The sequence below is a fragment of the Emticicia sp. SJ17W-69 genome (assembly GCF_051209875.1).
Lineage (GTDB): Bacteria > Bacteroidota > Bacteroidia > Cytophagales > Spirosomataceae > Emticicia.
Genome location: NZ_JBNTQY010000001.1, coordinates 4,603,700 through 4,626,278 on the forward strand (window position 1 = coordinate 4,603,700; position 22,579 = coordinate 4,626,278).

20 protein-coding genes are annotated in these 22,579 nt (G+C 33.1%); 11 read left to right on the top strand and 9 right to left on the bottom strand.

The features are described from left to right. Positions 1 to 78: 78 nt before the first annotated feature. The 5 genes from ACQUQZ_RS18815 to ACQUQZ_RS18835 all read left to right on the top strand — a co-directional run bounded on the left by ACQUQZ_RS18815 (position 79) and on the right by ACQUQZ_RS18835 (position 6,947). The gene (locus ACQUQZ_RS18815; RefSeq protein ID WP_435356631.1) at positions 79 to 3,180 is read left to right on the top strand and encodes an efflux RND transporter permease subunit; all 3,102 of its coding nucleotides are present in this window, start codon (positions 79 to 81) and stop codon (positions 3,178 to 3,180) included. Next, positions 3,164 to 4,483: a carbohydrate porin gene (locus ACQUQZ_RS18820; protein ID WP_435356632.1), complete on the top strand. Its 1,320-nt coding sequence runs from the start codon at positions 3,164 to 3,166 to the stop codon at positions 4,481 to 4,483. Before ACQUQZ_RS18815 ends, ACQUQZ_RS18820 begins: the two co-directional genes overlap by 17 nt. A gap of 40 nt (positions 4,484 to 4,523) precedes the next feature. Further along, entirely contained in the window at positions 4,524 to 5,327 is an 804-nt protein-coding gene (locus ACQUQZ_RS18825; RefSeq protein ID WP_435356633.1) for a DUF2490 domain-containing protein, read from the top strand. 144 nt (positions 5,328 to 5,471) lie between these two features. After that, positions 5,472 to 5,924, top strand: coding sequence for a beta-carotene hydroxylase (locus tag ACQUQZ_RS18830; protein ID WP_435356634.1), 453 nt, complete (start codon positions 5,472 to 5,474; stop codon positions 5,922 to 5,924). A gap of 255 nt (positions 5,925 to 6,179) precedes the next feature. Next, complete coding sequence (locus ACQUQZ_RS18835) at positions 6,180 to 6,947, top strand: hypothetical protein (protein WP_435356635.1); 768 nt, start codon at positions 6,180 to 6,182, stop codon at positions 6,945 to 6,947. Between the two features lie 53 nt (positions 6,948 to 7,000). On the opposite strand, the gene ACQUQZ_RS18840 is transcribed toward ACQUQZ_RS18835, so the two are convergent. Then, positions 7,001 to 8,017, bottom strand: coding sequence for a hypothetical protein (locus ACQUQZ_RS18840; RefSeq protein WP_435356636.1), 1,017 nt, complete (start codon positions 8,015 to 8,017; stop codon positions 7,001 to 7,003). A gap of 348 nt (positions 8,018 to 8,365) precedes the next feature. Here ACQUQZ_RS18840 and recA point away from each other — a divergent pair, with 348 nt between their 5' ends. Continuing rightward, complete coding sequence (recA, locus tag ACQUQZ_RS18845) at positions 8,366 to 9,442, top strand: recombinase RecA (RefSeq protein WP_435356637.1); 1,077 nt, start codon at positions 8,366 to 8,368, stop codon at positions 9,440 to 9,442. Positions 9,443 to 9,510: 68 nt separating this feature from the next. Here the strand turns inward: recA and ACQUQZ_RS18850 are convergent, their stop codons facing one another. The 8 genes from ACQUQZ_RS18850 to ACQUQZ_RS18885 all read right to left on the bottom strand — a co-directional run bounded on the left by ACQUQZ_RS18850 (position 9,511) and on the right by ACQUQZ_RS18885 (position 16,032). Continuing rightward, complete coding sequence (locus ACQUQZ_RS18850) at positions 9,511 to 9,954, bottom strand: hypothetical protein (RefSeq protein WP_435356638.1); 444 nt, start codon at positions 9,952 to 9,954, stop codon at positions 9,511 to 9,513. A gap of 592 nt (positions 9,955 to 10,546) precedes the next feature. Continuing rightward, positions 10,547 to 12,706 (bottom strand): peptidase domain-containing ABC transporter, encoded by a 2,160-nt coding sequence (locus ACQUQZ_RS18855; RefSeq protein ID WP_435356639.1) that lies wholly within the window; start codon positions 12,704 to 12,706, stop codon positions 10,547 to 10,549. A 19-nt stretch (positions 12,707 to 12,725) separates the two neighbouring features. Next, the gene (locus tag ACQUQZ_RS18860; RefSeq protein ID WP_435356640.1) at positions 12,726 to 13,253 is read right to left on the bottom strand and encodes a peroxiredoxin family protein; all 528 of its coding nucleotides are present in this window, start codon (positions 13,251 to 13,253) and stop codon (positions 12,726 to 12,728) included. Further along, complete coding sequence (locus ACQUQZ_RS18865; protein ID WP_435356641.1) at positions 13,250 to 13,903, bottom strand: hypothetical protein; 654 nt, start codon at positions 13,901 to 13,903, stop codon at positions 13,250 to 13,252. The genes ACQUQZ_RS18860 and ACQUQZ_RS18865 overlap by 4 nt, the downstream gene beginning before the upstream one ends. A gap of 12 nt (positions 13,904 to 13,915) precedes the next feature. After that, positions 13,916 to 14,098, bottom strand: coding sequence for a hypothetical protein (locus ACQUQZ_RS18870; RefSeq protein ID WP_435356642.1), 183 nt, complete (start codon positions 14,096 to 14,098; stop codon positions 13,916 to 13,918). Between the two features lie 151 nt (positions 14,099 to 14,249). Continuing rightward, positions 14,250 to 14,435 (bottom strand): hypothetical protein, encoded by a 186-nt coding sequence (locus tag ACQUQZ_RS18875; RefSeq protein ID WP_435356643.1) that lies wholly within the window; start codon positions 14,433 to 14,435, stop codon positions 14,250 to 14,252. Between the two features lie 1,114 nt (positions 14,436 to 15,549). Further along, positions 15,550 to 15,732, bottom strand: a complete 183-nt coding sequence (locus tag ACQUQZ_RS18880; RefSeq protein WP_435356644.1) for a hypothetical protein — start codon at positions 15,730 to 15,732, stop codon at positions 15,550 to 15,552. Between the two features lie 105 nt (positions 15,733 to 15,837). Continuing rightward, positions 15,838 to 16,032, bottom strand: coding sequence for a hypothetical protein (locus ACQUQZ_RS18885; protein WP_435356645.1), 195 nt, complete (start codon positions 16,030 to 16,032; stop codon positions 15,838 to 15,840). A 297-nt stretch (positions 16,033 to 16,329) separates the two neighbouring features. On the opposite strand from ACQUQZ_RS18885, the gene ACQUQZ_RS18890 reads away from it, so the two are divergent. From ACQUQZ_RS18890 to ACQUQZ_RS18910, 5 genes are all read left to right on the top strand, one after another. Further along, positions 16,330 to 16,701: a helix-turn-helix domain-containing protein gene (locus tag ACQUQZ_RS18890; RefSeq protein ID WP_435356646.1), complete on the top strand. Its 372-nt coding sequence runs from the start codon at positions 16,330 to 16,332 to the stop codon at positions 16,699 to 16,701. A gap of 142 nt (positions 16,702 to 16,843) precedes the next feature. Next, on the top strand, positions 16,844 to 18,241 hold the full coding sequence (locus ACQUQZ_RS18895; RefSeq protein ID WP_435356647.1) for an arylsulfatase: 1,398 nt from the start codon (positions 16,844 to 16,846) through the stop codon (positions 18,239 to 18,241). A 97-nt stretch (positions 18,242 to 18,338) separates the two neighbouring features. Further along, a complete protein-coding gene (locus tag ACQUQZ_RS18900; RefSeq protein WP_435356648.1) occupies positions 18,339 to 21,359 on the top strand; it encodes a histidine kinase in 3,021 nt (1,006 codons plus the stop codon). Continuing rightward, the gene (locus ACQUQZ_RS18905) at positions 21,340 to 22,185 is read left to right on the top strand and encodes a LytR/AlgR family response regulator transcription factor (protein WP_435356649.1); all 846 of its coding nucleotides are present in this window, start codon (positions 21,340 to 21,342) and stop codon (positions 22,183 to 22,185) included. Before ACQUQZ_RS18900 ends, ACQUQZ_RS18905 begins: the two co-directional genes overlap by 20 nt. Before the next feature lie 101 nt (positions 22,186 to 22,286). Next, entirely contained in the window at positions 22,287 to 22,553 is a 267-nt protein-coding gene (locus tag ACQUQZ_RS18910) for a LytR/AlgR family response regulator transcription factor (RefSeq protein ID WP_435356650.1), read from the top strand. Positions 22,554 to 22,579 lie beyond the last annotated feature (26 nt).

Here is a 22,579-nt window from a genome sequence, read left to right on the forward strand (position 1 = left end):
ATTAGGAATCACCTCTTGTCTTGACTAAAATATCAATTCTCCGTTATCAATTTCCCATTCTCAATTATCAATTATACTATGAATAAATTCATTAAAAATATTATTGCCTTTTCCTTAAAAAACAAGGGTTTTACCTTCTTTTGGGTAGGTCTTTTGGCTGTTTCAGGGTTTATTGCCTTCCGCAATATGCCCATCGAAGCCTTTCCCGATGTTACTAACACACAAATAATAATTGTCACTGAATGGAATGGAAGAAGTGCGGAAGAAATTGAGCGTTTTGTAACAACCCCCATCGAAATTTCGATGAATTCTGTTCAAAAGAAAACCAGTGTTCGTAGTATCACTATGTTTGGTTTATCAGTCATTAAAATTATTTTTGATGACGATGTAGAGGACTTTTTTGCTCGCCAACAAGTCAACAATTTACTTAGAAATGTAACCTTGCCCGATGGAGTTGAACCTGATGTACAACCTCCTTATGGGCCAACGGGTGAGATTTTTAGATATGTTTTGAAAAGTGATTCTCGTGATACGCGTGATTTATTGACCATCCAAAACTGGGTAATTGACCGTCAATTAAGGGCAGTTCCAGGCGTAGCAGATTTAGTTGCTTTTGGTGGACAAGAGAAAACTTACGAGATAAGTGTTGACCCTAATCGTCTTTCAAAATATAATTTAACACCTCTTCAAGTATTTGAAGCAACGAGTAAAAGTAACCTCAACGTAGGCGGAGATGTAATTGAAAAAAACGGACAGGCTTATGTTGTTCGTGGTATAGGTTTGATACAATCAATTCAAGATATTGAAAATATTATTGTTGATGATGCGGGTGGGAATCCAATTTTGGTAAAAAACGTTGCTGATGTGCGTGAAAGTTCTATGCCACGAGTGGGACAAGTAGGGCTGAATAGCAATGATGATGTAGTAGAGGGAATCGTGGTCATGCGAAAAGGCGAAAACCCAAAAGAGGTTTTGGAAAGAGTGAAACTAAAAATTGGTGAATTGAACGAAAAGATTTTACCTAAAGACGTAAAAATGGAAACATTTTACGACCGTGACAACCTCATGAATTATACAACTGGCACGGTAATGCACAATCTTTTTGAAGGAATTATTTTGGTTACAGTCATCGTTTTTCTATTCATGGCCGATTGGCGAACGACGTTGATTGTGTCAATTATCATTCCTTTGGCCTTACTTTTTGCCTTTTTATGCTTAAAATTGAAAGGAATGAGTGCCAATTTGCTAAGTCTTGGTGCAGTTGACTTTGGTATCATTATCGACGGAGCGGTAGTGATGGTCGAAGGACTTTTTGTGGCTTTAGACCACAAAGCCCATAAAATGGGTATACCTGCTTTCAATAAAATTGCCAAAGGTAGCATGATTAAGAAAACAGGTACAGAAATGGGTAAAGCCATTTTCTTCTCAAAACTAATCATCATTACTGCCTTGCTCCCAATCTTCGCTTTCCAAAAAGTTGAGGGAAAGATGTTTTCGCCTTTGGCTTATACCCTTGGTTTCGCCTTGATGGGTGCATTGCTATTTACACTTACTTTCGTACCTGTCATGTCGCATCTTTTACTCAATAAAAACGTAAAAGAAGTAAACAACCCCTTTGTTAATTTTTGGAATAGAATTGTAGAAAAAGGCTTCCGTTGGACATTCAAGCACAAAATTATAACATTAGTTGGTTCACTTATTATTTTAGCAGGTTCGTTTTTTTCAGCTACTTTTCTCGGAACTGAATTCTTACCTCAACTTAATGAAGGTGCTTTGTGGGTAGAAGCTAAATTGCCTATGAGTACAAGTTTGACAGAAACTGTCAAAACTACGGCTACGCTTAGAAAAGAACTTCAAAGTTTTCCAGAGGTAAATGGTGTGTTATCGCAAGTAGGTAGAAGCAACGATGGTACTGACCCAAGTGGCTTTTACTATGTACAAATGCAAGTAAACCTCAAGCCAAAAGAAGAATGGAAACGTAAGATTTCGATGGATGGTTTGGTTGAAGAAATGGACAAGAAAATGAAAAAATATCAAGGTATTGGTTATAATTATTCACAACCAATTATTGATAATGTTGCAGAATCGGTAGCGGGTATCAATGCTTCAAATGCGGTAAAAATTTATGGTGATAACTTAGATAAATTGGACGAAATTGCCAATAAAGTGCTTGACCAAATCAAACATGTTGATGGTATCAAAGATGTGGGTATTCTCCGAAATGTTGGACAACCAGAAATAAGTGTCGTGCTTGACCGTGAAAAAATGGCAGCGTATGGCGTAAATCCTGCCGACGCACAAGCTGTTTTGGAATTGGCCTATGGAGGAAAAACTGCTACACAAAAGTATGAAGGAGAGAAAAAGTTTGACATTAGAGTTCGTTATCAAAAAGAGTACAGAAAAGATGAAAATGACATCATTAATCTAAAAGTACCAACCATCAGTGGAGCGAAAATTCCATTGAAAGAGATTGCAGCTGTCAAGAAAATTACTGGCCCTGCTTTTATTTATAGAGACAATACCAAGCGATTTATCGGTGTAAAATTTTCTGTAAGGGATAGAGATTTAGGAAGTACCATTGCTGACGCTCAAGCACAAGTTGAAAAAAATGTAAAACTTCCTACAGGTTATTCGATTGGTTGGACTGGCGAATTTGAAAATCAAGTACGTGCCAGTGGTCGCTTGGGGCAAGTTGTACCTATTAGTTTGATTGGTATTTTTGTGTTACTGTTTATTATGTTTGGCAATGTAAAAGACTCACTTTTGGTATTGGCCAATGTGCCTTTTGCGATCATAGGGGGTATTATTGCTTTGCACGTTACAGGCATGAACTTTGGCATTTCGGCAGGTGTTGGATTCATTGCTTTACTTGGCATTTGTATCCAAAATGGTGTTATTCTGATTTCCGAATTCCATAATAATATTAAATTCAAAATGACACTCAATGATGCCATTGCTGAAGCGGTAAAGGTTCGTACTCGCCCAGTTGTAATGACAGCCCTCATGGCCTCTATTGGGCTTTTACCAGCGGCTATTTCAACTGGTATCGGTTCAGAATCTCAAAAACCATTGGCTATTGTTATCATTGGAGGCTTGATAACTGCTACTATTCTGACTTTACTCGTTTTTCCTATTATCTTCTGGATTTTCAACCGAACCAAACATGAGGAAATTGTATAGCATTAACTTTGAAAAGTTAAGAAAAAGCGTATTTTTCTTAACTTTTCTCTTACTTTTAGGTGAGTTGAAAGCACAAAGTCCTTTCACATTTCACTTTCAACAGACTGTTGTTTCGCAGACTAAACCCCAAATTAATGCCCCATATTCAGGAACAAATAGTTTAATTCCAGAAAAAGAGACACAAGCTTCTATTACAGCAACACTTTTTACAGGGGCAAAACTTTGGAAGGGTGCAGAGGGTTATTTCAATGCTGAATTATCGGGAGGAAGTGGTCTAAGTGGAGCAAAAGGGATAGGTGGTTTTACTAATGGAGAAGCTTTCCGAATTGGAGACGCTGCACCCAAAATTTATTTGGCAAGACTTTATTTGAAACAAACCATCGCTTTAAGTAAAAAATATGTAGATGTTGAAGACGGTTTGAATCAAGTAGAAACCAAAGACCCCACCAAGTATTTGCGGTTTATTGTTGGGAAGTTTTGTCTATCTGATTTTTTCGATCTAAATTCTTATAGCCACGACCCACGTTCACAGTTTATGAATTGGTCTTTGATGAGCCATGGGGCCTGGGATTATGCGGCCAACGTAAGAGGCTATACTTCGGGCTATGTGGTCGAATATGGAAGCCCCGATTTTGGGGCAAGATTCAGTACCACAGCAGTACCTACAACCGCAAATGGGCCAGATTTGAATTATAATTTTGCAAAAAACTATTCTCATTCTGCTGAAATTAACAAAAGTTTTGGAAAATTCAATAAAGAAACCACGATTCGACTATTAGGATATTTCACCAAAACTTACATGGGTAGCTATACCGAAGCCATCAAAAGGAGTGACAAAGACATTACCCAAACTCGCCTTGACGGCCGAACAAAAAAAGGCTTAGGTTTGAATATCGAGCAAAAATTAAATGAAAATTCTGGTTTATTTTTTAGAACAAGTTGGAACGACGGAAAAAATGAAACTTGGGCTTTTACAGAAATCGACCGTTCGATAAGTCTTGGCTACTCAAATGCTGGAACAAAATGGAAAAGACCAAACGATACCTTTGGCGTAGCTGTCGTAGCCAATGGACTTTCGACTGAACATCGCAATTATTTGGCAAGTGGAGGCTACGGCTTTATTGTTGGCGATGGAAAATTGAGCTATGGCTTAGAAAAAATATTTGAAACTTATTATGCCATTCATTTACACGACCGCCATTTTTGGATCACTCCTAATTATCAATTTGTAGTAAATCCAGCTTACAATAAAGATAGAGGGCCTGTTCATGTATTTAGTATAAGAGCTCATGCAGAGTTTTAAGGTTTAACTTTATCATTACAATTAAAAATCAAAGAAAATTATGAAACCATTCAAAAACACCATTGTAAAAGTATTTTTACTAATTATTACCTTTGGCATATTATCTACACAAGCCCAAACCAAAAGTCAAAATAATGACATTTGGTTACATTATGTTGGTAAAAATATGCTTACAAAAAAACTCTCATTTACTCTCGAAGCAACGATGCGTTATGCCAATGGTTTTAGCGAAAAGCAACAGTATTTTATTCGTCCATCATTTGATTATCAATTTACAAAGCATTTTATCGGAAGTGTGGGTTATAGCCATTATAATACTTATGTTTATGGAAGCCCTGCCATCAATAAACGCCCGATTCCAGAAAATCATCCTTGGGTTCAAGGTACTTTTAATCATCAATTTGGTGATTTGAAACTAACCAATCGCTTGCGTAACGAATTCCGTTTTGTAGGAATTGCTACGAGTACCGTGACTCCTCCAACAAGTCAAAACGACTATGCTATTACCGACTATAAATTTCGTGACCGTGTTCGTTATATGGTTTTGGCAACGTATCCTATCTTGAAAAAAGATAAAAAACCTGTACTTAATGCCTTTGTTGGCGACGAAGCCTTCATGAATATTGGGCCTTTAGGAACGGATATTACTAAGAATAATGTCGGTAAAACTTTCATGAACCAAAATCGTGTCATTGTTGGTTTGGGCTATGTGATTAATCCACATCACCAAATTCAGTTAAGCTATATCCATCAAAATATTTGGAACTTCTCTGATACTATTGAAGAAAGCAATCCAACTGTACGTATTTCGTATTTGACTACCTTTTCTTTTGCGAAAAAGTAAATTAAAAAAGTACCGTTCCAAAGTCTCTGTTTTGAAAGCAGAGACTTTTTTTATGACAAACATGCTAAAATCATATTTTATCTCAAACAATCATTTGTAACTTTGTGTTAAGAATATAGAACTAAATCAAATATTCAAAGTATCATGGTTATCAAGTTTTTAATAGTAATTGGCACATTTGCATTTATGGAATTCATGGCTTGGTTTGCCCATAAATATATCATGCACGGTTTTGGCTGGGCATGGCACGCCGACCACCACAACCACCACAAAGGTTTTTTTGAGAAAAATGACTACTATGCAATTGTTTTTAGCATCGTTGCTTCCTCAACAATCATTTATGGAAATACCCACACTGATTTTTGGTATTTAACTTGGTTTGGAGCAGGTGTGACTTGCTATGGAATTGCCTATTTTATTTTCCATGATATTATTGTACATCGTCGAGTGAAAATAAAATTCGTGGCAAAAAGCAAATACATGAAACGAATCATGCACGCCCACTACATCCATCACAAAGTACATACGAAAGAAGGTGCAGAAGCATTTGGATTTTTATATGCACCAGAAAAATACGAACCAAAACAAAGAGAATAATTACCGACTATTCAATTCTCTACTCTCCTAAGGTGTATTTCTAAAAAAGATTTACACCTTTTTTTTAGAAAACAGCTAAACTCAATCTATCAATAATCATTCCTAAAGTGTCAATTTATTACTAAGCGGTTCCAATTAACTGATAAACTACTGTCTATCAGTTAATTATATTTAAAAATAAAAGTACGGTATTACAATTCATTTTAGCATGATTTTTGCTTTTTTTATGAAAACGAAACCGACTTTCGTCTATTTATGAAAAAAATTGCTACAAGCCTAATACTATATTTTTTGATTAGCCAATCATTTGCTCAGTCAAATGATAAGCTTTCGGAATCTATCTATCGCAGTTTTTATAACGAAACTATCACTATTCGTCCTGATAATCCTGACAAAGTGATAAAAAAGCGTTATGGAGTATTTATTGATACGACTCAAAATTCAGTTTTTTGTAAAAATCTTATCGAACGAACTGAGTTCGACGATTATCATCAATCACTCATCTTTAGGGCATGTAGAGACTTTAAGGCTTCAAAAAAATTGAATGAACTTTGGTCATTCAAAGATGACCCTCTTTATAGTATGCTTCCCAAAAAATGGTTTGAAGCACAAGAACTTAATGGAAAAACCTATATTTTCTGTCCAAAAGTACTAAAAGGTCATTATTATTTTCATTTGACCGACTCAACAATTATTGTCAGTAAAGGAGAAGGGCCTAATACATATTTTATAAAATCAGTTAAGAAGTTTCAAAATTCCATTATCATCGAATGTTTTCAGGGAGCTAAGTTTACGGTAAGAATACTTGATGAAAAGACTAAATTAGCTGTTTGGAAGATTGAAGACACGAGTTTTGATCACGGTGTAATTTATCGTTTATCAGTGCCTGTGAGTAGTTTCAAATACTATAATATGATTGTTAATCATAGTGCGGAAGACAAAGTACCCGATGATTTTATATTTGACGAAATAGACTTCGAAAACTTCCTTTCTTTCTCAGGAAAAACAAAGGCACGATTTTGATATTCAAACAAAATCCTGTAAGGTTAAAACAAAACCTTACAGGATTTACTATCTCACAAGCTACACTTCAAATAAAGTCCTTCTGCATGTTCAAAAATGCGATTTTGAAAATCATAATGTGGCTCTAATCTGAGCGATGCAGTAATTCCTTTAGCAATTTTCCAATCACGTACAAGTCTCATTATCAATATATTACGATACTCTTCATAATAATCTGTGTCGAATTTTCTTGAGGTTGACTGAAATAAATCTCCACCCATTGGCGAATTAAAATAATGCCCAAGCCAATAACTAAATCCAATTTGATATTTCGGATTCTTCCAAAAAGTATTCAAATAATAAGCCGTACCTTGTTTAGGTGATTCAAAATAAGCTACATAATAATTATCAATAGTAAAGACTTGTTCATTGCCTAATTCTTTCTGCATTCTCAAGCCAAAAGCAGGATTTATCAACGTTCGCACGGGTAGAAGGCTTTGAATATTTTGTCCTCCTTTGTGATAAATACTGGTTTGGGCAAGTGCTTGAAACTTAAGATCTTTGATTTTCAGGGGTTTTGAATAAAACGACACACCATTCCAAATATACTCTTGATTTGTTTGCCCAGGCAGAGTGCTTCGTTGCCAATCAATCCAAGCATCAAAAAAAGCTTCTTTGTACTGATATTTTGCCTGAATTCCATGCTCAAGCGGCCTGCTTAATAAGCGTTCAAAACCTGCCAAAGGTTCGATCATTCGGTGGCTTGCTGTCCCTTCAATATTGCCAAATAAAAACCGCCAGTCGGCGTGTTTGACTTGTACTGTAAAGGTAGGCTCCACTTCTTTCAAACCCGAAGTTCCAAATTCTTTTCTTACAAATACACCTGCTTCTATTTGTATTTTTTCGTGAGGTTGATATGCTACTTTAGGGTTTAAATAATAGCCAAAAAGAGTATATCCATCAGCTATTTGATCGAAATATTCATTATTTTTTACATAATTCATTGAGCTAAACATAAATTGCACTTTTTTAAGTTTATCTCTATTAAAAACATATTCATTTTCAAGGCTTTTTATATCTACTTGAGCCATCAATTGGGTGGTTAGAAGCAGAAGGCAACATATACAAAATTTTTGCTGATTTAAAAAACCATTCATCACTAAAAAAAACCGTTTGTCAAAATTATTTTGCATTATAGGTGAAATTTATGTTACCTTTGTAGCGTTCAAAATAGGAACACGGGTAAAAATTAAAAATAAAACATTATTAAAAAAGACATTAATTTTTAAACTATTTTTTCATAAAATTAATTGTACTTTTTTAATATACATCAAAGCAAGTATCAATAGTAAACTCAAATTATCTGATAATATAAGTAAAATTTACCTAAAAAATAGTAGTTTGCAGTAATATCATTAAAATTCAATTTTAAAAATAAAATGGCAGCAGAAAAAGAAGTAAAAGGCGACAACAAAGCAGAAAAATTAAAAAGTCTCCAAACCACCATGGAGAAATTAGATAAAACCTATGGTAAAGGTACAGTCATGCGTTTGAGCGATACGAAAGTAATGGAGGTTCCTGTTATCTCAACTGGTTCACTCGGACTTGACCTTGCTTTAGGTGTGGGTGGTTTTCCAAAAGCCCGTATCGTTGAAATCTATGGACCTGAATCTTCTGGTAAAACAACGCTTGCCATGCAAGCAATTGCTGAAGCACAAAAAGCAGGTGGTATTGCAGCCTTTATTGATGCTGAACATGCTTTTGACCGCACTTATGCCGAGAAATTAGGTATTGATACCAAAAACTTACTTATCTCACAACCTGACTACGGTGAGCAAGCACTCGAAATTGCTGAACATTTGATTAGTTCTGGAGCGGTTGATATTGTAGTAGTCGATTCAGTTGCTGCCCTTGTACCAAAAGCCGAATTAGAAGGCGACATGGGTGATAGTAAAATGGGTTTGCAAGCACGTATGATGTCACAAGCCATGCGTAAACTCACGGGAACTATCAATAAAACTGGCTGTTGTGTTATTTTCATCAACCAATTGCGTGATAAAATTGGCGTGATGTTTGGTAGTCCCGAAACAACTACGGGTGGTAATGCTTTGAAATTCTACGCATCTATTCGTATTGATATTCGCCGAATTGGAGCAATCAAAGATGGTGATGATATTTTAGGAAACCGTACTCGTGTGAAAGTAGTTAAAAACAAATTAGCTCCTCCATTTAAAGTAGTAGAATTTGATATTCTTTATGGACAAGGTGTATCAAAAGCAGGAGAAGTGCTTGACTTAGCAGTTGATTTGGATATTGTCAAAAAATCAGGTTCATGGTTCTCTTATGGTACAAGTAAATTAGGACAAGGACGTGATGGTGTGCGTGATATGTTGAAAGACAATCCAGAGTTAATGGCCGAATTAGAATCAAAAATCAAAGCTACAGTAGCAACTAATGCTGACGCTCTCATGGATACCAAACCTGGCGACCAAGATGGTGTTGTAGAAGAAGAATAATATTAGATTATAGGAAATAAGTTAAAATTGAAAAAAGGCTGCCTTTTAGGCAGTCCTTTTTTTTATATTTATAAAGTAGAGTCACTTTTGGCTGCTTGCACCCTAACTGTATCAACTTTAGGTTTTAATACTTCGATGGGTGCTGGAGGAGGAGTGATAAATTCAACATCATCAATAAAATATTTGGTATCACCATTCCACGGAAATTGGAAGAATTTCTCTGAATATTTTAATGTTACACGTTCGCCCGTTTTTAAGCCTTTTTGTAACTTAGTAATTGTTGAATCTACTTTACATGAAAATTCAAAATAACGAGGGGTAAGTGAACCTGTTTCGCCCGAATAGCCTCCTTCATTCAATACTCCTTCATAAGTTTTAAAAACATAGCCTCTTTCACTTAGTTTTGAAATAGTACCAGCTCTTTCGCCTTTTGAGTAATAGCCTGCTGTTAAATAATAACCAATACCAATAAGCAATACTAATAAAATGAAAAGGAAGATTTTAAATTTCATTGGTCAAAATGTTTAAATGAGTTTTCTGGTACAAAAGAAAGGATTTTTTAGAAAAATGCAAAGAATATGTCATTTTCGAAGGAAGTAAGTATTTTTCAAGCATCTATTTTAAGCCATTTCTGACCAATATGAATAAGCCATTTATTTCTTCCTTCTATACAAAGTTTGCAAAATTCGTATAGAAAGACAGTGGATTAAATACATTATCAATCAAAAATGAACGATTAAATACAGTTGTACCAAACATTTGACACACCAACTCATTTTATAATCGACCAAACATAACCTATATCTACCTATAAAGGGCAAAATAAGTTATTTGAAATATCTTTTATAAAGATTCATAGCAAGCCCAATAAACCATGTAGCATGTAGAATTAGTCCAATTACCATTACAAATCTACCAGTATCTTTAGAAATTCCTTTAGTGATGAAAATCGCAACACCAGTCATATCTTACAAAATAAGCAAGTATAAAAATGATTATTATTGTTTTTGTTTTCATATTATTAATTATTTTTAATAGAATGGATTACAAACAGTACTACTACCACTTGATGATTCAAAAGAAAGAACTTTTGGAGTCACTATTTTAAGCCATTTCTAACCAATATTGGCTATAAATATTCTCACTCAAAAGAAGTTGTTCGTGATTACCTGAATGAGTAATTTCTCCATTTTCTAAAATATAAATACTATCAGCCACATTCTTTAATGTATTCAAACGATGTGAAATAAATAAAATACCAATCTCAGACTTTAGTTTTTTTAACAAATTCATTAAAATTTTTTCGATATTTCTATCTAATGCTGAAGTAGCTTCATCAAGAATCAACAACTGTGGTTTCTTATAAAGCACTCTAAGTAAGGCAATTATCTGTTTTTGACCTCCCGAAAGATTAATACCCTCTTCGCCAACAATTGTCATGATTCCTTGTGGAAGATTATTTATAAAATCTTCAAAACCGTATTCTTTACAAAATGCCATAAACTCACTCAAATCCTTGGGAATTTCACCTATACAAATATTTTCAATAACAGTTCCATTAAATAAATGAATTTCTTGTGGAATAATTCCTAAAATTTTTCGCCATGAATTTGTTTGAATTTTAGACAGTTCACTTTTATTATTTATTAAAATTTGTCCATTTTCTGGCTCATAGAATTTCTCTAAAATTTGAGATAATGTACTTTTTCCACTACCACTTTCACCTATAATGGCAACACATTCACCTTTCCTGATTTCAAAAGAAATATTATTAAACAACTGTTTTCTTCCTGCAAAACGAAACGACAAATTATTGACTATCAATGATTTAAATTCTTTTATTTCAACACCCTCTTCTTTTTCTGATGGGATACTCACAAATTCAAACATTCGGTCAAAAGCAATTTTTGCTTCATTTATTGGAATAGCTAATAAAGCTAAATTTGATATAGAAGGCATTAAGGATGAAGCCATTCCTAATACTGCCATCATTTCACCTATTTTCATTTTTCCGTGTAACACTTCATAGCATAAATAAGCTAAGATACTTACTAAAAATATTACACTTGCTATGGAAGAAATAATACTGATACGTATATCTATTTTTCCAAGACTAAATACTTTATCTTGAAAATTACCGTAAAAAGCACGGTTTAGTTGGCTAAAAAATGGTTGTTTATTGAAGTTTTTAATCGTTCTAATTCCCTGCAAAGTACTGATATAATTACTTTCTCGTAAAGCATAAGCACTCATAAGGTTGCGTTGTGCTTCAATAACGGGTTTATTAAAACGATATATTAAGAGGAAGTAAAAGGGTAAAACGATTAAAGCAAAAAGTCCTATTTGCCATTGATAAGAAAACAAAAATCCCAACGACACAAATACAACTAATACATCAATCATAACATTTCCTACAATTTGACTAATAACACGCTGAATACGTGCTGTATCATTCATACGAGCAACCAAATCGCCAATTTTTCGAGTATCGAAGAATGATTTTGGCAAGAAAAGTAGTGAATCATAAAATGAACCAACAATTCTACTGTTAAAATCTTTGCCCTGTTTAAGCAATATATATTGATGTAAAGCTACAAATCCTACCCTTATTAAGAGTAAAAAGAAAACTAAAGCAACTCCTAAATATAACTTTTTAAAGTTTTTTGTAGGTAATATTTCATCTATCAGTTTTTGAGAGAAAACAGACATTACTAAACCCAAAACTGCAATGGATAAACCAATCGCAATGCTTGCAATTAAGATATTGGCATCATCACGTATTAAATTGAATAACCATTTTTTTTTCGCTCGCCAAATCGACTCATATTGTTGAAACTGCTCAGTAGGTTTGAGTGTAAGGCATTTCTTTGACATCCAAATTTTGTCCAATTCCTCTTGTGAATAATTTTGGATTTTGCCTGATGGGTCACCAATAACAAAACCTCCTTCTTTGAGATAAGAAAAGCAAATAATATAATGCTGCAAATTGTTTTCGAGTTGTACGTGTAATATTGTTGGTTCGTCATGCTCAATAAGAGCATTTATATCTGCTTCGCAACCCTCTGCTACAAAACCAATTTGATTAGCTGCTTGGTATAATCCTAAAAGTGTAGTGCCTTGTTTACTTGTACCACTTAATTCTCGGAGTTTTTCAAGGGAAATTTCACCTCTGTAATAACGAACAAGCCATTGTAAACAAGCTACGCCACAATCCGACTGGTCTTGCTGGCGGACTAATGTTTTTTCGAATACTTTTTGATTCATCTAACAAGGTATTAAAGAATTATTTCTGCTGATTTGCCAAATCTTTTAATAATACTTGGGGCTTGACTACTCCTTTATAGTTTTTTAATAAAACTTGCTCGGAAGAATATACGAAAGAAGTAGGGAAAGAAGATATACCAAAATTTTTAAGTAGTTCATTGTGAGTATCAATTAAAAATTGAATATTTTCTTGATCTGCCAAACCATATTTCAAGGCAAATTTTTTGATGCTATCTGCTTTTGCTGGTGAGACCATTAAAATTTGGAAAGGTTTTAATATAGATAAGTCATTCTTGATATGTTCAGCTTCTGCTTGACAAAAATCACAATCTGGATTAAAAGCTATGAGTAAAATATTTTTATCTTCTAAAACATCCTTCTTGCTAAATATCTTATTATCAAGTGTTTGAAAAGAAAAAATTGGCAAGTTTTTTATCTTTTCAAATACTTCTTTTTTCTTTTGGATGCTCTTCATAATACCAAAAGATAAAATACAGATACCACCTAATAAGATTATAGCTATCAATATTTTTAGGTATTTTCTCATGAATTATTCAGTGTTAAAAATACTATAAATGCGACCCATACAATTAAGCCACTTCCGTAGGATAAGGCAACTATTTTCAAAGATTCTCCAATGTTTTTCTGAATAATTTCCTTTAACCCCCAAGCTAAAACAAACCAATAAGTCATCTCAAAAAGATTAGTAACTTGTAAAGGATAAAGTAACCAAATATCTGATTTCGGAATAGAAATAATATTTTGAAGCGATAATGGTGAAAAATATTGTAAATCAAGAAGCGTATAATCTGTCCTTATATAAAGAAACCAAAGAATTTTAAATAAGCCTGCTACAATGAAAACTAACTCTGCTTTGATAGCTAACTCAAATAATTGTTTGAGCTTATGAGAGGTATTTAAAAAGAACAATCCTAAACTTAGACATAAGGTAACTAAAGAAAACTTAATACCATAGATGATTGGAATAAAGAGATAGCCAAACCATTCCCATTTTTTTCCTTGTTCTATTAATGCTTGAATTTTTTCGTAGCTCAAAATATCTGAGTAGAAATTAAATAATAGTGTATCACTAATAAGCAAACTTTTGGATAAGTAGCTTGTTAACAAACTAACAACTACTAAAATCGAGAATTTACTTAGAATATATTTTTTAATAAGTTTTGATGGATTTTTCATATTTTACATCGTTTATTTCTTGCGAAATTCATAAAACTTCCAACCTAAAGCAATAATCATTAAAACCCACACAATAAATGATATAATAATTGGGCTGTTTTCATCATCAAACCTTTCGGAATAAGTAATAAAATAAATACCCCAAAGAACTATTGCAAATATGTGCCAAATGTATTTTTTTAAGAAGAAAGCCATAGTTATTGCGTTTTAATTGCTCATTTTTCTTTTCAAATTTATTTGATAAATTAGCTGTGAAAAACCCAAAAATTCCATCTTCAACAATCCAAAACAAACTGCTTATACAAAATTGAATATCTTGCCAGAATAATGCCTATTAAATATTGAACTATTTCTTCTCTCTAAAAATATAGACAGTCAATAATCCTATAACAAAGCCACTGCCATTAGTAAGCATACTTTCAATATCCAAAAGGCTATCAACTGGCTTTTTCGGGCTGTTTAAAAAATATATTGATAGAACTACAAATAGAAATATTAATATTCTATATGGTATTTTTCCTATATTTTGCATATTTTTAATGTTGAGAAAAAAAACACATTTATTAAACATGATATTGAATGATTTTTCTGTAAAATAGCCAATGCAAAAGATGCTATTATTGAGACTCGATGTGTGATTCTATTTTTCATGTCTAAGGAAAACTTCTATTTTCTGTCTATTCTTTCATTTCATTAATGAAAAACAGTCTTTTAGTTTGATAACTTCTTATAGCGTAATTTTTCAAACAAAAAATACTTAAAAAAAGCATACGATAAGCAAACGCCAACAACAGAGGCAATTATGTCCATATAATCGAAAGTTTTGTTATTTGAGAGTATGGGATAATACTCTTCAAAAATTAGCCCTATCAGTAATACGACACACACTAAAGGAAAAAACAATTGAGCATTATTTTTTTTGATATTCTTTGGATTCACTAATATAGAATATGGGTATATAAGTCCAACAATAAAATTAGGAAGAACTCCTATTAATAAGTTGTAAGTCTGATGCCTCAAAATATACTTGACAACATAGAAAAATATAAACCCTGTCAGTAGAATGATTAAAGGAATAAAATTATAAAGTAATTTATTTCTCATATATTTTGAGTGTTCAGTTTAGCTATATATCAGAAAGACATTATTACTCCTAAATCAGTGTTTATTCTCTTTTCTTCAATACCATAGATGATAAATAAACTATAAGAAAACCCAAAACACTACATGCAAAACCCTATGATAGACTGACTAAATTATCAAAGTCGGAACATTTTTATATATAAAAATACACTAACAAACATGAAATTATTAAAATTCAATGGATAGTTTTAATTTTAATAATTCTATCAATACGATGGCTTTAATTTTCTCTCTGTTTTTTCTTTTTATATACAAAAAAATAGTATATAAGCAATATAACAATGCCATATATAAAAAAAAAGACCTCTTCATTAGTAGATAAAGCCTCATTATTTGCTTTTCTATATACACGAATAGCAACTGGAATAGCTACTAAAAATGAGAATAGTATATTTATTTTCTTCATCATTTAAGCTTTTTGCATCAAAAGATTTCTATATGCTACATTATTTGTGTAAAAAATAGAAACCTTTTGATAAGTTATTTTCAAAAAAACACTTGGGTTAAGAGAACCATTTTGTACCAAGTCCCCATGCAGAACAAGCTCTATCTGTTATGAGGCCAGCAACCCATTGTCCCGTTATTAACTCCCCAATTACTAACCCATCACAAAAACCATCTACAAAATCAGCCCATTTAATACCTCCATTTATAAGAAGCATTTCATTTTCTTCTATTTTTTTCATTTTCATTAAAGTTTAAAAAATTAAATAAATTTATTGTAAAAGGAAATGTAACTATAATTTAGTGGGATTTTACCTTGTAAAAATAATTTATAATGTTCCATTAAATTACTCATTCCAAGCTGCCCAAATTGATCCTGCACATAAGCTACCCGTGACACTCCCCATGGCTATTACGCCTGCTGGACCCGCTGCTATTGAAACAAATGTCCCAACAAGTGCTAAACCGCAAACAGCTCCAGCTCCATAAGACATTGATCCGCCACTATAATTTCCCATTTCTTTAATTTCTAATTTCTTCATCATTACAAATTTGAAATAACATTTTCCTTACTCTCTCACAGGCTTTTCAGAAACCGCCTTTCATTACCACTATTTGCCGGCGTTTAGTAGTTTTGATGGAACAAATCTATGAGGAAGAATAGAGAGAATCAAAAGTTTTTGGTTGTAAAATACAACTAAATCATTGTTTTTTACACTTTTATTAATAGGTTTGAGCATACGATTTGAATAAATACCGCTTAATTATATTTACTACATCCCAAAAAGTGAAATAAACAAAAATAACACCTATTTATTTTTCACTTCAACTATAAAAAAATGAGTAACCTAGCAAAAAACATTCGCACAATTCGTGAGATGAAAGGAATTAAACAAGCAGAAATCGCACGTTTATTAAACAAAACTCAACTATTTATTAGCAAAATGGAGAATGGCAAAGTAGATATTACTCCAAAAAATATTGAAACAATCGCCAAATATTTTGGTTTAGAAAAAGAAAGTTTAGAGAATTTTGATGACAGCATTTTTTTTAATGTTTCACAAAACCCTAACAGCAATGATAAGCATATATCAAATCAGACTTTAACAGAAAACGAACGAAAACTTTATCAAGAATATATCGATCTACTAAGAAAACAAAATAGCTCACTACAAACCGAAAATCAAAAACTTAAAGATTTAGTTTCATAAAACAAAAGTCTCTTTACAATGATTGTAAAGAGGCTTTTGTTTTTCATTGGTTTATATTTATCCAAGCCAATTACCCTCTCAAATCTTGAAACTTTTAGAAAAAACGCCTATCTTTCGTTCTCTAAAAACATTCAGCCTTAGTATGAAAAGTAATATTTTACGCTTGTTTATTTTTGTGACTTTTATATCATTGATTTCGGCAAAAAACGAAAGCGAAATAACTAATGTAAAGCCTAATATCATCTATATCATGGCCGATGATTTAGGTTATGGTGATTTGGGTTGCTATGGACAAAAGATCATTCCAACGCCAAATCTTGATAAAATGGCAGCGGAAGGCATACGATTTACAGATTTTTACTCAGGAAACACTGTTTGTGCTCCTTCTCGCTATGCTTTGATGACAGGGCTACACATGGGACACGCCTATATCAGAGGTAATGGAGAATTTCCTATTAGAGCAGAAGAAAAAACATTACCAAAAACCTTGAAAGAGAATGGTTACCATACAGGAATGTACGGGAAATGGGGGCTTGGCCAAAGCCACAATACTGGTTCACCAGAAAAACAAGGTTGGGATGAGTTTTTTGGTTATACCACTCAAGGACATGCTCATCGCTACTATACCAATAATTTATGGGAAATAAAATCAGGCAAATGTGTACCATACAAAATGGATTCTTTGCAACATTCTCATCCTGTAATCACCAATGCAGCATTCGATTTCGTGAAAAAAAATCAGAAAAGTCCATTTTTTATGTATTGGGCAATCACGATGCCTCACGCAGAAATGTATGCTCCAGAGGAAACTTTAAAGAAATATCTAAAGCCTGATGGAAGTAGTATTTTTCCTGAAAATAAACCTTTTGTTCAGAAAAATCTTGCGGCACGCTCGTATCGATCACAAGACAAAGCAAATGCCAATACTGCCGCCATGATTGAGCATTTAGATAGTGATATTGGGCGATTGATGGTCTTGCTAAAAGAATTGGGTTTAGACAAAAATACTTACGTTTTCTTTACATCTGATAATGGTCCACACAATGAAGGAGGGCGAGAAATGGAGTTTTTTGATAGTAATGGAAAGTTGCGAGGTTTTAAAAGAGATTTATATGAGGGAGGAATCAGAGTGCCGATGATAGCTTGGGGAGCCAATGTTCCTAAAGGAAAAATTACCAATGAACCTTTAGCCAATTGGGACGTTTTTCCAACTTTGTCGGAATTAACCAAAGCAAAATCACCCAAAAATATTGATGGAATCTCTTTTGTGAATACTTTATTTGGAAAAAAAGCAAACCAAAAACATGATTATCTTTATTGGGAATTTTTTGAGAACGGATTTGACCAAGCAGTAAGAAAAGGTAATTGGAAAGCAGTTAAGCAAAGAGAAAAAGGCAATAGAATTGAGTTGTACGATTTAAGTAAAGATATTTCCGAGACAAGCGATCTCGCCTTAAAACACCCAACTATTGTTGCTGAAATGGAAAAAATTATGAGTGAGGCAAGAACAGAATCTGAGTTATTTAAGGTGAAAAAGTAGTTCTATTTAAACCAACTATTTTTAATTTCTACCAACTATTACATAGTTTTTGGTGCTATTCGTTTTTACTTATAACTTCCCATAAAATTCTTTTTTCTTGAAATATCTCATAAACTTTTTATTATTTTTTGTTTCTTTCAGTGGGTTTGCTCAGCACTACCCTATAATAGAATATACCGTAAAAGAAGGACTTGCTCAAATGCAGGTAACGGGAGTTTTTGAAGATAGCAGGGGCTATATTTGGGCGGCAACAAAATTCGGTTTGAGCAAATTTGATGGTGAAAAATTTGAGAATTTTTATAAGCAAGATAGCCTCAAATTTGTCAATTTTAGTAATCTAACCGAAGATTCAAAAGGAAATATTTGGCTTACTTATGATTATCGTGGATATGCCAAGTTTGACGGAAAATCTTTTACCAATTATACTTTCACCCAAACAAACTCCACAAATATAGTTGAGCATAAAGGCAAAATGATTTTTATGCGAAATGATTCTCTTTTTAGTATTTCTAAAGAAAAATTTATTTTTGAAGGTATCACATTAGATAATAAAGGTGCTATTCCCAATTTTCGTAGCGATAATGGTATTTTATATGCCGTAATTGGTAGTGAACTTTATTGTTTTGATGAAAAGAAAAGGAAATTTGTTAGTATCTTTCAAAGCGAAGATAAGAATGCTGTAATTTATTTAGGTAAAATAAGAGACAATCTACTATTAAAAGTTAATTCCGGAAGCACCACCCACGTTTATCTCTTGAAAAACAAGCAAGTTGTTTTATGCTTTTCTTTGTCTCCTACCAAGACTCAATTTTATTATTATCCAACCTTTAACTTTAATTTCAGCTTTGAAGGAAAAACTTGGATTTATGATAAAATAGAAAAAAACATAGCTAAGATTTCAGATGAATTAAGTGGATATTCCTCTGAATCAAATGCAAAAAAAGAAAGTCAAAAGTTATATATAGGCACTGAAAGAGGTCTTTTTTGCCTATTTTTAAATGGCTTCAAATATTTTACTCGTTCGGAAGTTCCGTATGCTTGGGGTGTGGTAGAAGACCACAAAAAGAATATTTGGATAAGTAATTTTCAGGTAAACCTTCAAAAATATGATGGAAAAAAGCTACAAACCATCACTCAACATGAGCCGATTATGGCAAAAGTATTCAAAAAGAATGGCTATAATTATGATAAGGGAAGCATAAACTCATGGTACTATTCTCCACTGAGAGATAAGTATAATAAGCTGTGGTTTCCAAGATTCGATGGAGCTTTAATGGTAGAAAAGGGCAAGTTTGAGTATTTTTCCCCCAAAAAAGACACGGTCTTTTTTTTCAATATTGCCGAAGACCGTCAACGCAATAAAATCATTGGTTGTGGGGTAGGTGCATTTGCAATAATTGATAATAAACCTCCCTATCACTACAAAATAATTAGCGACACAGCCCAAATGTTTCTGCAGCCAAGGCTCATTTTTTCTGCTGCTGTTGATGCTGATGGTAATTATTGGCTGGGTGGAAGAAATATTGTAAAGTATAATCCAGACAAGGGAAGTTTTAAATACTATACAAATACCAACAAAAAACTCATGAAATTGGTCAATGTCAACCTGACTTTCGATAGTCGTGGTGGGCTTTGGGCAGGTACATTTAATGATGGATTGAGTAAATATAATGCTAAAACCGATAAATTTGATGCTGTTTTTGAAAAGTACTTGAAAGATAAACAAACGGTTTTTTTAGGTCAAATTTCTGAGAAATATTTTGCCATCAGCGACAACCTCAATATTTATATCATTGACCTCGATGCCCTTTATAAATCGAATGAAGAAAAGGTTGTAAAAGTACTGAATTATCACAATGGTTTGGTTGGCATTGAACCTGGTCAAAATGGCTTTTTTAAAGATTCTGAAGGTAAAATTTGGGTTTGCTCGGGGACGGTTCTCTCCTACTTCGACCCAAAACTTCTCAACTTCCAACAAGTTTCATTACAAACCTATATCCGTAAAATAAATGGCCAAAGATTACCATTTCAGTACGAAGATATGGCACCAATTGAGTTAGAAAATAACAAAAATGAAGTGCGACTAGAAGTAGAGTCAGTGGGCGAAGATAAAAGTGCTAATGCCCAATTTAGTTACAGAATCAAGGGTTTTAAAGAAGGCTGGTCAGAATGGCAAACCGACCGTACCATTTATTTGACCAATATGCCTGCTGGCGTATTTACGATTGAAGTGCGGAGTAGGAGAAATATTTGGGAAGGTGATAAACATCCAATTACGCACCTAAAATTTAAGGTAAACATACCATTTTGGAAATCTCCTGACTTTTATCAATATGCTTTTTTTGGGTTTTTGATTCTTTTAGGCGGTTTAGGCTATATTTTTAACAGAAGTTATTCTCAAAACAAAAAAATTAGTCAACAAAAACGCCTTGCAGAAGAACAAGAGCGACAAATGAATATCTTACAGATTCAGACTACTCAAGCACAACTCAATCCACATTTTATATTCAATGTGCTGGTAACGCTTCAAAGCCAAATTAATGAAAATCAATCGCAGGAAGCAAGTGAAAATATTGTAAAACTCTCACATTTGATTAGAAGTTTTTTGAGTGCTTCAGCTTTTGATAACAAAACAATCAGTTCAATAATCAAACTCGAAATTATCTTGGAGAAAGAAATTGCTTTGCTTCGCTCTTATATCGAATTCGAGAAATTACAAAGAGATAACTTTGATTACGAAATCATTGAAATTCCTCCTGTTGATTCTTCAAACTACAAAATTCAAACAATGCTTATTCAGCCTTTTGTAGAAAATGCCATCAAACATGGCTTCAACGAACTGCAAGAAAGGGGCAAACTGACCATTACTTTTTCAGAAATTGACGATTATTTGGTATGCGAAATTGATGACAACGGCATTGGACGAGAGAAATCCAGAGAGTTACAAAAAAAATCAATAGCCAAATATAAGTCACTTGGTACTGAGTTGGTTTTCAATCGGATAGAAGTTTTGAGGAAAATCGGATACTTGATTGATATAAAAATATATGACAAAATACAAGGAACAAAAATAACCATGTCGATAAGATTTGAAGGAAATGAAAACGGGAAAAATTAGGGTAGTACTCATTGAGGATTTAGAAAAAACGGTAAAATCTATCTTAGAGATTTTCGAGAAACATTGTCCGACGGTTGAGGTAGTGGGCGTAGCTGGAGAGGTGAACGCTGGCTACGAGCTTATTCTTGAAAAAAAACCAGATTTGGTTTTGAGTGATATTCAGATTGTCAATGGCACAGGCTTCGATATTATTCAGCAATTATTAGATAATAACATTGATATTACATTTGAGGTAATTTTCATGACGGGCCATCTTGAATATGATTATGCCGCCAAAGCTTTCAAATACTCAGCTATCTATTATTTTTCTAAACCATTTGGATACAATGAATTAATTACTGCGATAAGTAAGGTCGAAAAAATAATGTCGATGAAAGAAGCACGAGAAGTTTTAGATGGATTGATGCTTGTTATCAAAAAAGAAGGTTCAGTCAGTGATTTTATTGCTGTCCATTTGGCAAATAAGAAGATTCGTAGAATTCCAATCGACCAAATTATTTATTTAGAAGCAGATACTGTAATGACCAATTTTTATTTGACTAACGGAGAAAAAATAATTGCTTTTAAGAATTTGGGGCAGTATCGTCAGATTTTAGAACTTGACCACAATTTCTTTTCTATCAAAAATAGTATCTGTGTAAACCTCGACCAAAAAGCCGATTACAATCATTCGACATTTGAAATGACCATGAAAAATGGTAAAGTTTTGCAAGGATCAAGAGATTTTTGTAAAAAATACTATGCTTTTATGAAAGAAATGGGCGAAGAAACTAGAATAGAAAAGAAAACATTACTTGAGAAAATAAAAAAGGTTTTTGGCCTTTGAAACCAATTATTTGAAAAAAACACAAGCTATTTGAAAATCTTTGCATGACGGTGGCATAGCAGATAATTTTGAGGTATAAAAACACCCAAAACACTTTTGCTATGCGACCACCTAACTTATTGAAAGAGGCTTATCTACTTGAAGCTCAAATCAATTATACCAATATTTATTTTGCTGATGGCAGTAAAGAAATATCTCCTTATACGCTAAAGAAATTTGAGCAACAACTTGCTTCAAATCCTTCATTCATTCGCATACATCGATCATTTTTGGTTAATAAAAATTTCATTCGGGAAATCAAACACTTGAATGTAGTTTTAATTTCTGGAGCGATTTTGCCTTTGGCTAGAAGAAGGCGTAAGATTTGATAATTTTGATAACACCTTCTCTTAAA

Bases quoted from the DNA above. Each gene is read 5' to 3' on its own strand.
- ACQUQZ_RS18885 (WP_435356645.1), bottom strand. From the start codon at position 16,032: ATGAAGAAATTAGAAATTAAAGAAATGGGAAATTATAGTGGCGGATCA.
- ACQUQZ_RS18820 (WP_435356632.1), top strand. From the start codon at position 3,164: ATGAGGAAATTGTATAGCATTAACTTTGAAAAGTTAAGAAAAAGCGTA.
- ACQUQZ_RS18875 (WP_435356643.1), bottom strand. From the start codon at position 14,435: ATGCAAAATATAGGAAAAATACCATATAGAATATTAATATTTCTATTT.
- ACQUQZ_RS18855 (WP_435356639.1), bottom strand. From the start codon at position 12,706: ATGAATCAAAAAGTATTCGAAAAAACATTAGTCCGCCAGCAAGACCAG.
- ACQUQZ_RS18910 (WP_435356650.1), top strand. From the start codon at position 22,287: ATGCGACCACCTAACTTATTGAAAGAGGCTTATCTACTTGAAGCTCAA.
- ACQUQZ_RS18850 (WP_435356638.1), bottom strand. From the start codon at position 9,954: ATGAAATTTAAAATCTTCCTTTTCATTTTATTAGTATTGCTTATTGGT.
- ACQUQZ_RS18830 (WP_435356634.1), top strand. From the start codon at position 5,472: ATGGTTATCAAGTTTTTAATAGTAATTGGCACATTTGCATTTATGGAA.
- ACQUQZ_RS18905 (WP_435356649.1), top strand. From the start codon at position 21,340: ATGAAAACGGGAAAAATTAGGGTAGTACTCATTGAGGATTTAGAAAAA.
- ACQUQZ_RS18840 (WP_435356636.1), bottom strand. From the start codon at position 8,017: ATGGCTCAAGTAGATATAAAAAGCCTTGAAAATGAATATGTTTTTAAT.
- ACQUQZ_RS18865 (WP_435356641.1), bottom strand. From the start codon at position 13,903: ATGAAAAATCCATCAAAACTTATTAAAAAATATATTCTAAGTAAATTC.
- ACQUQZ_RS18880 (WP_435356644.1), bottom strand. From the start codon at position 15,732: ATGAAAAAAATAGAAGAAAATGAAATGCTTCTTATAAATGGAGGTATT.
- ACQUQZ_RS18870 (WP_435356642.1), bottom strand. From the start codon at position 14,098: ATGGCTTTCTTCTTAAAAAAATACATTTGGCACATATTTGCAATAGTT.
- ACQUQZ_RS18895 (WP_435356647.1), top strand. From the start codon at position 16,844: ATGAAAAGTAATATTTTACGCTTGTTTATTTTTGTGACTTTTATATCA.
- ACQUQZ_RS18815 (WP_435356631.1), top strand. From the start codon at position 79: ATGAATAAATTCATTAAAAATATTATTGCCTTTTCCTTAAAAAACAAG.
- ACQUQZ_RS18835 (WP_435356635.1), top strand. From the start codon at position 6,180: ATGAAAAAAATTGCTACAAGCCTAATACTATATTTTTTGATTAGCCAA.
- ACQUQZ_RS18825 (WP_435356633.1), top strand. From the start codon at position 4,524: ATGAAACCATTCAAAAACACCATTGTAAAAGTATTTTTACTAATTATT.
- ACQUQZ_RS18890 (WP_435356646.1), top strand. From the start codon at position 16,330: ATGAGTAACCTAGCAAAAAACATTCGCACAATTCGTGAGATGAAAGGA.
- recA (WP_435356637.1), top strand. From the start codon at position 8,366: ATGGCAGCAGAAAAAGAAGTAAAAGGCGACAACAAAGCAGAAAAATTA.
- ACQUQZ_RS18860 (WP_435356640.1), bottom strand. From the start codon at position 13,253: ATGAGAAAATACCTAAAAATATTGATAGCTATAATCTTATTAGGTGGT.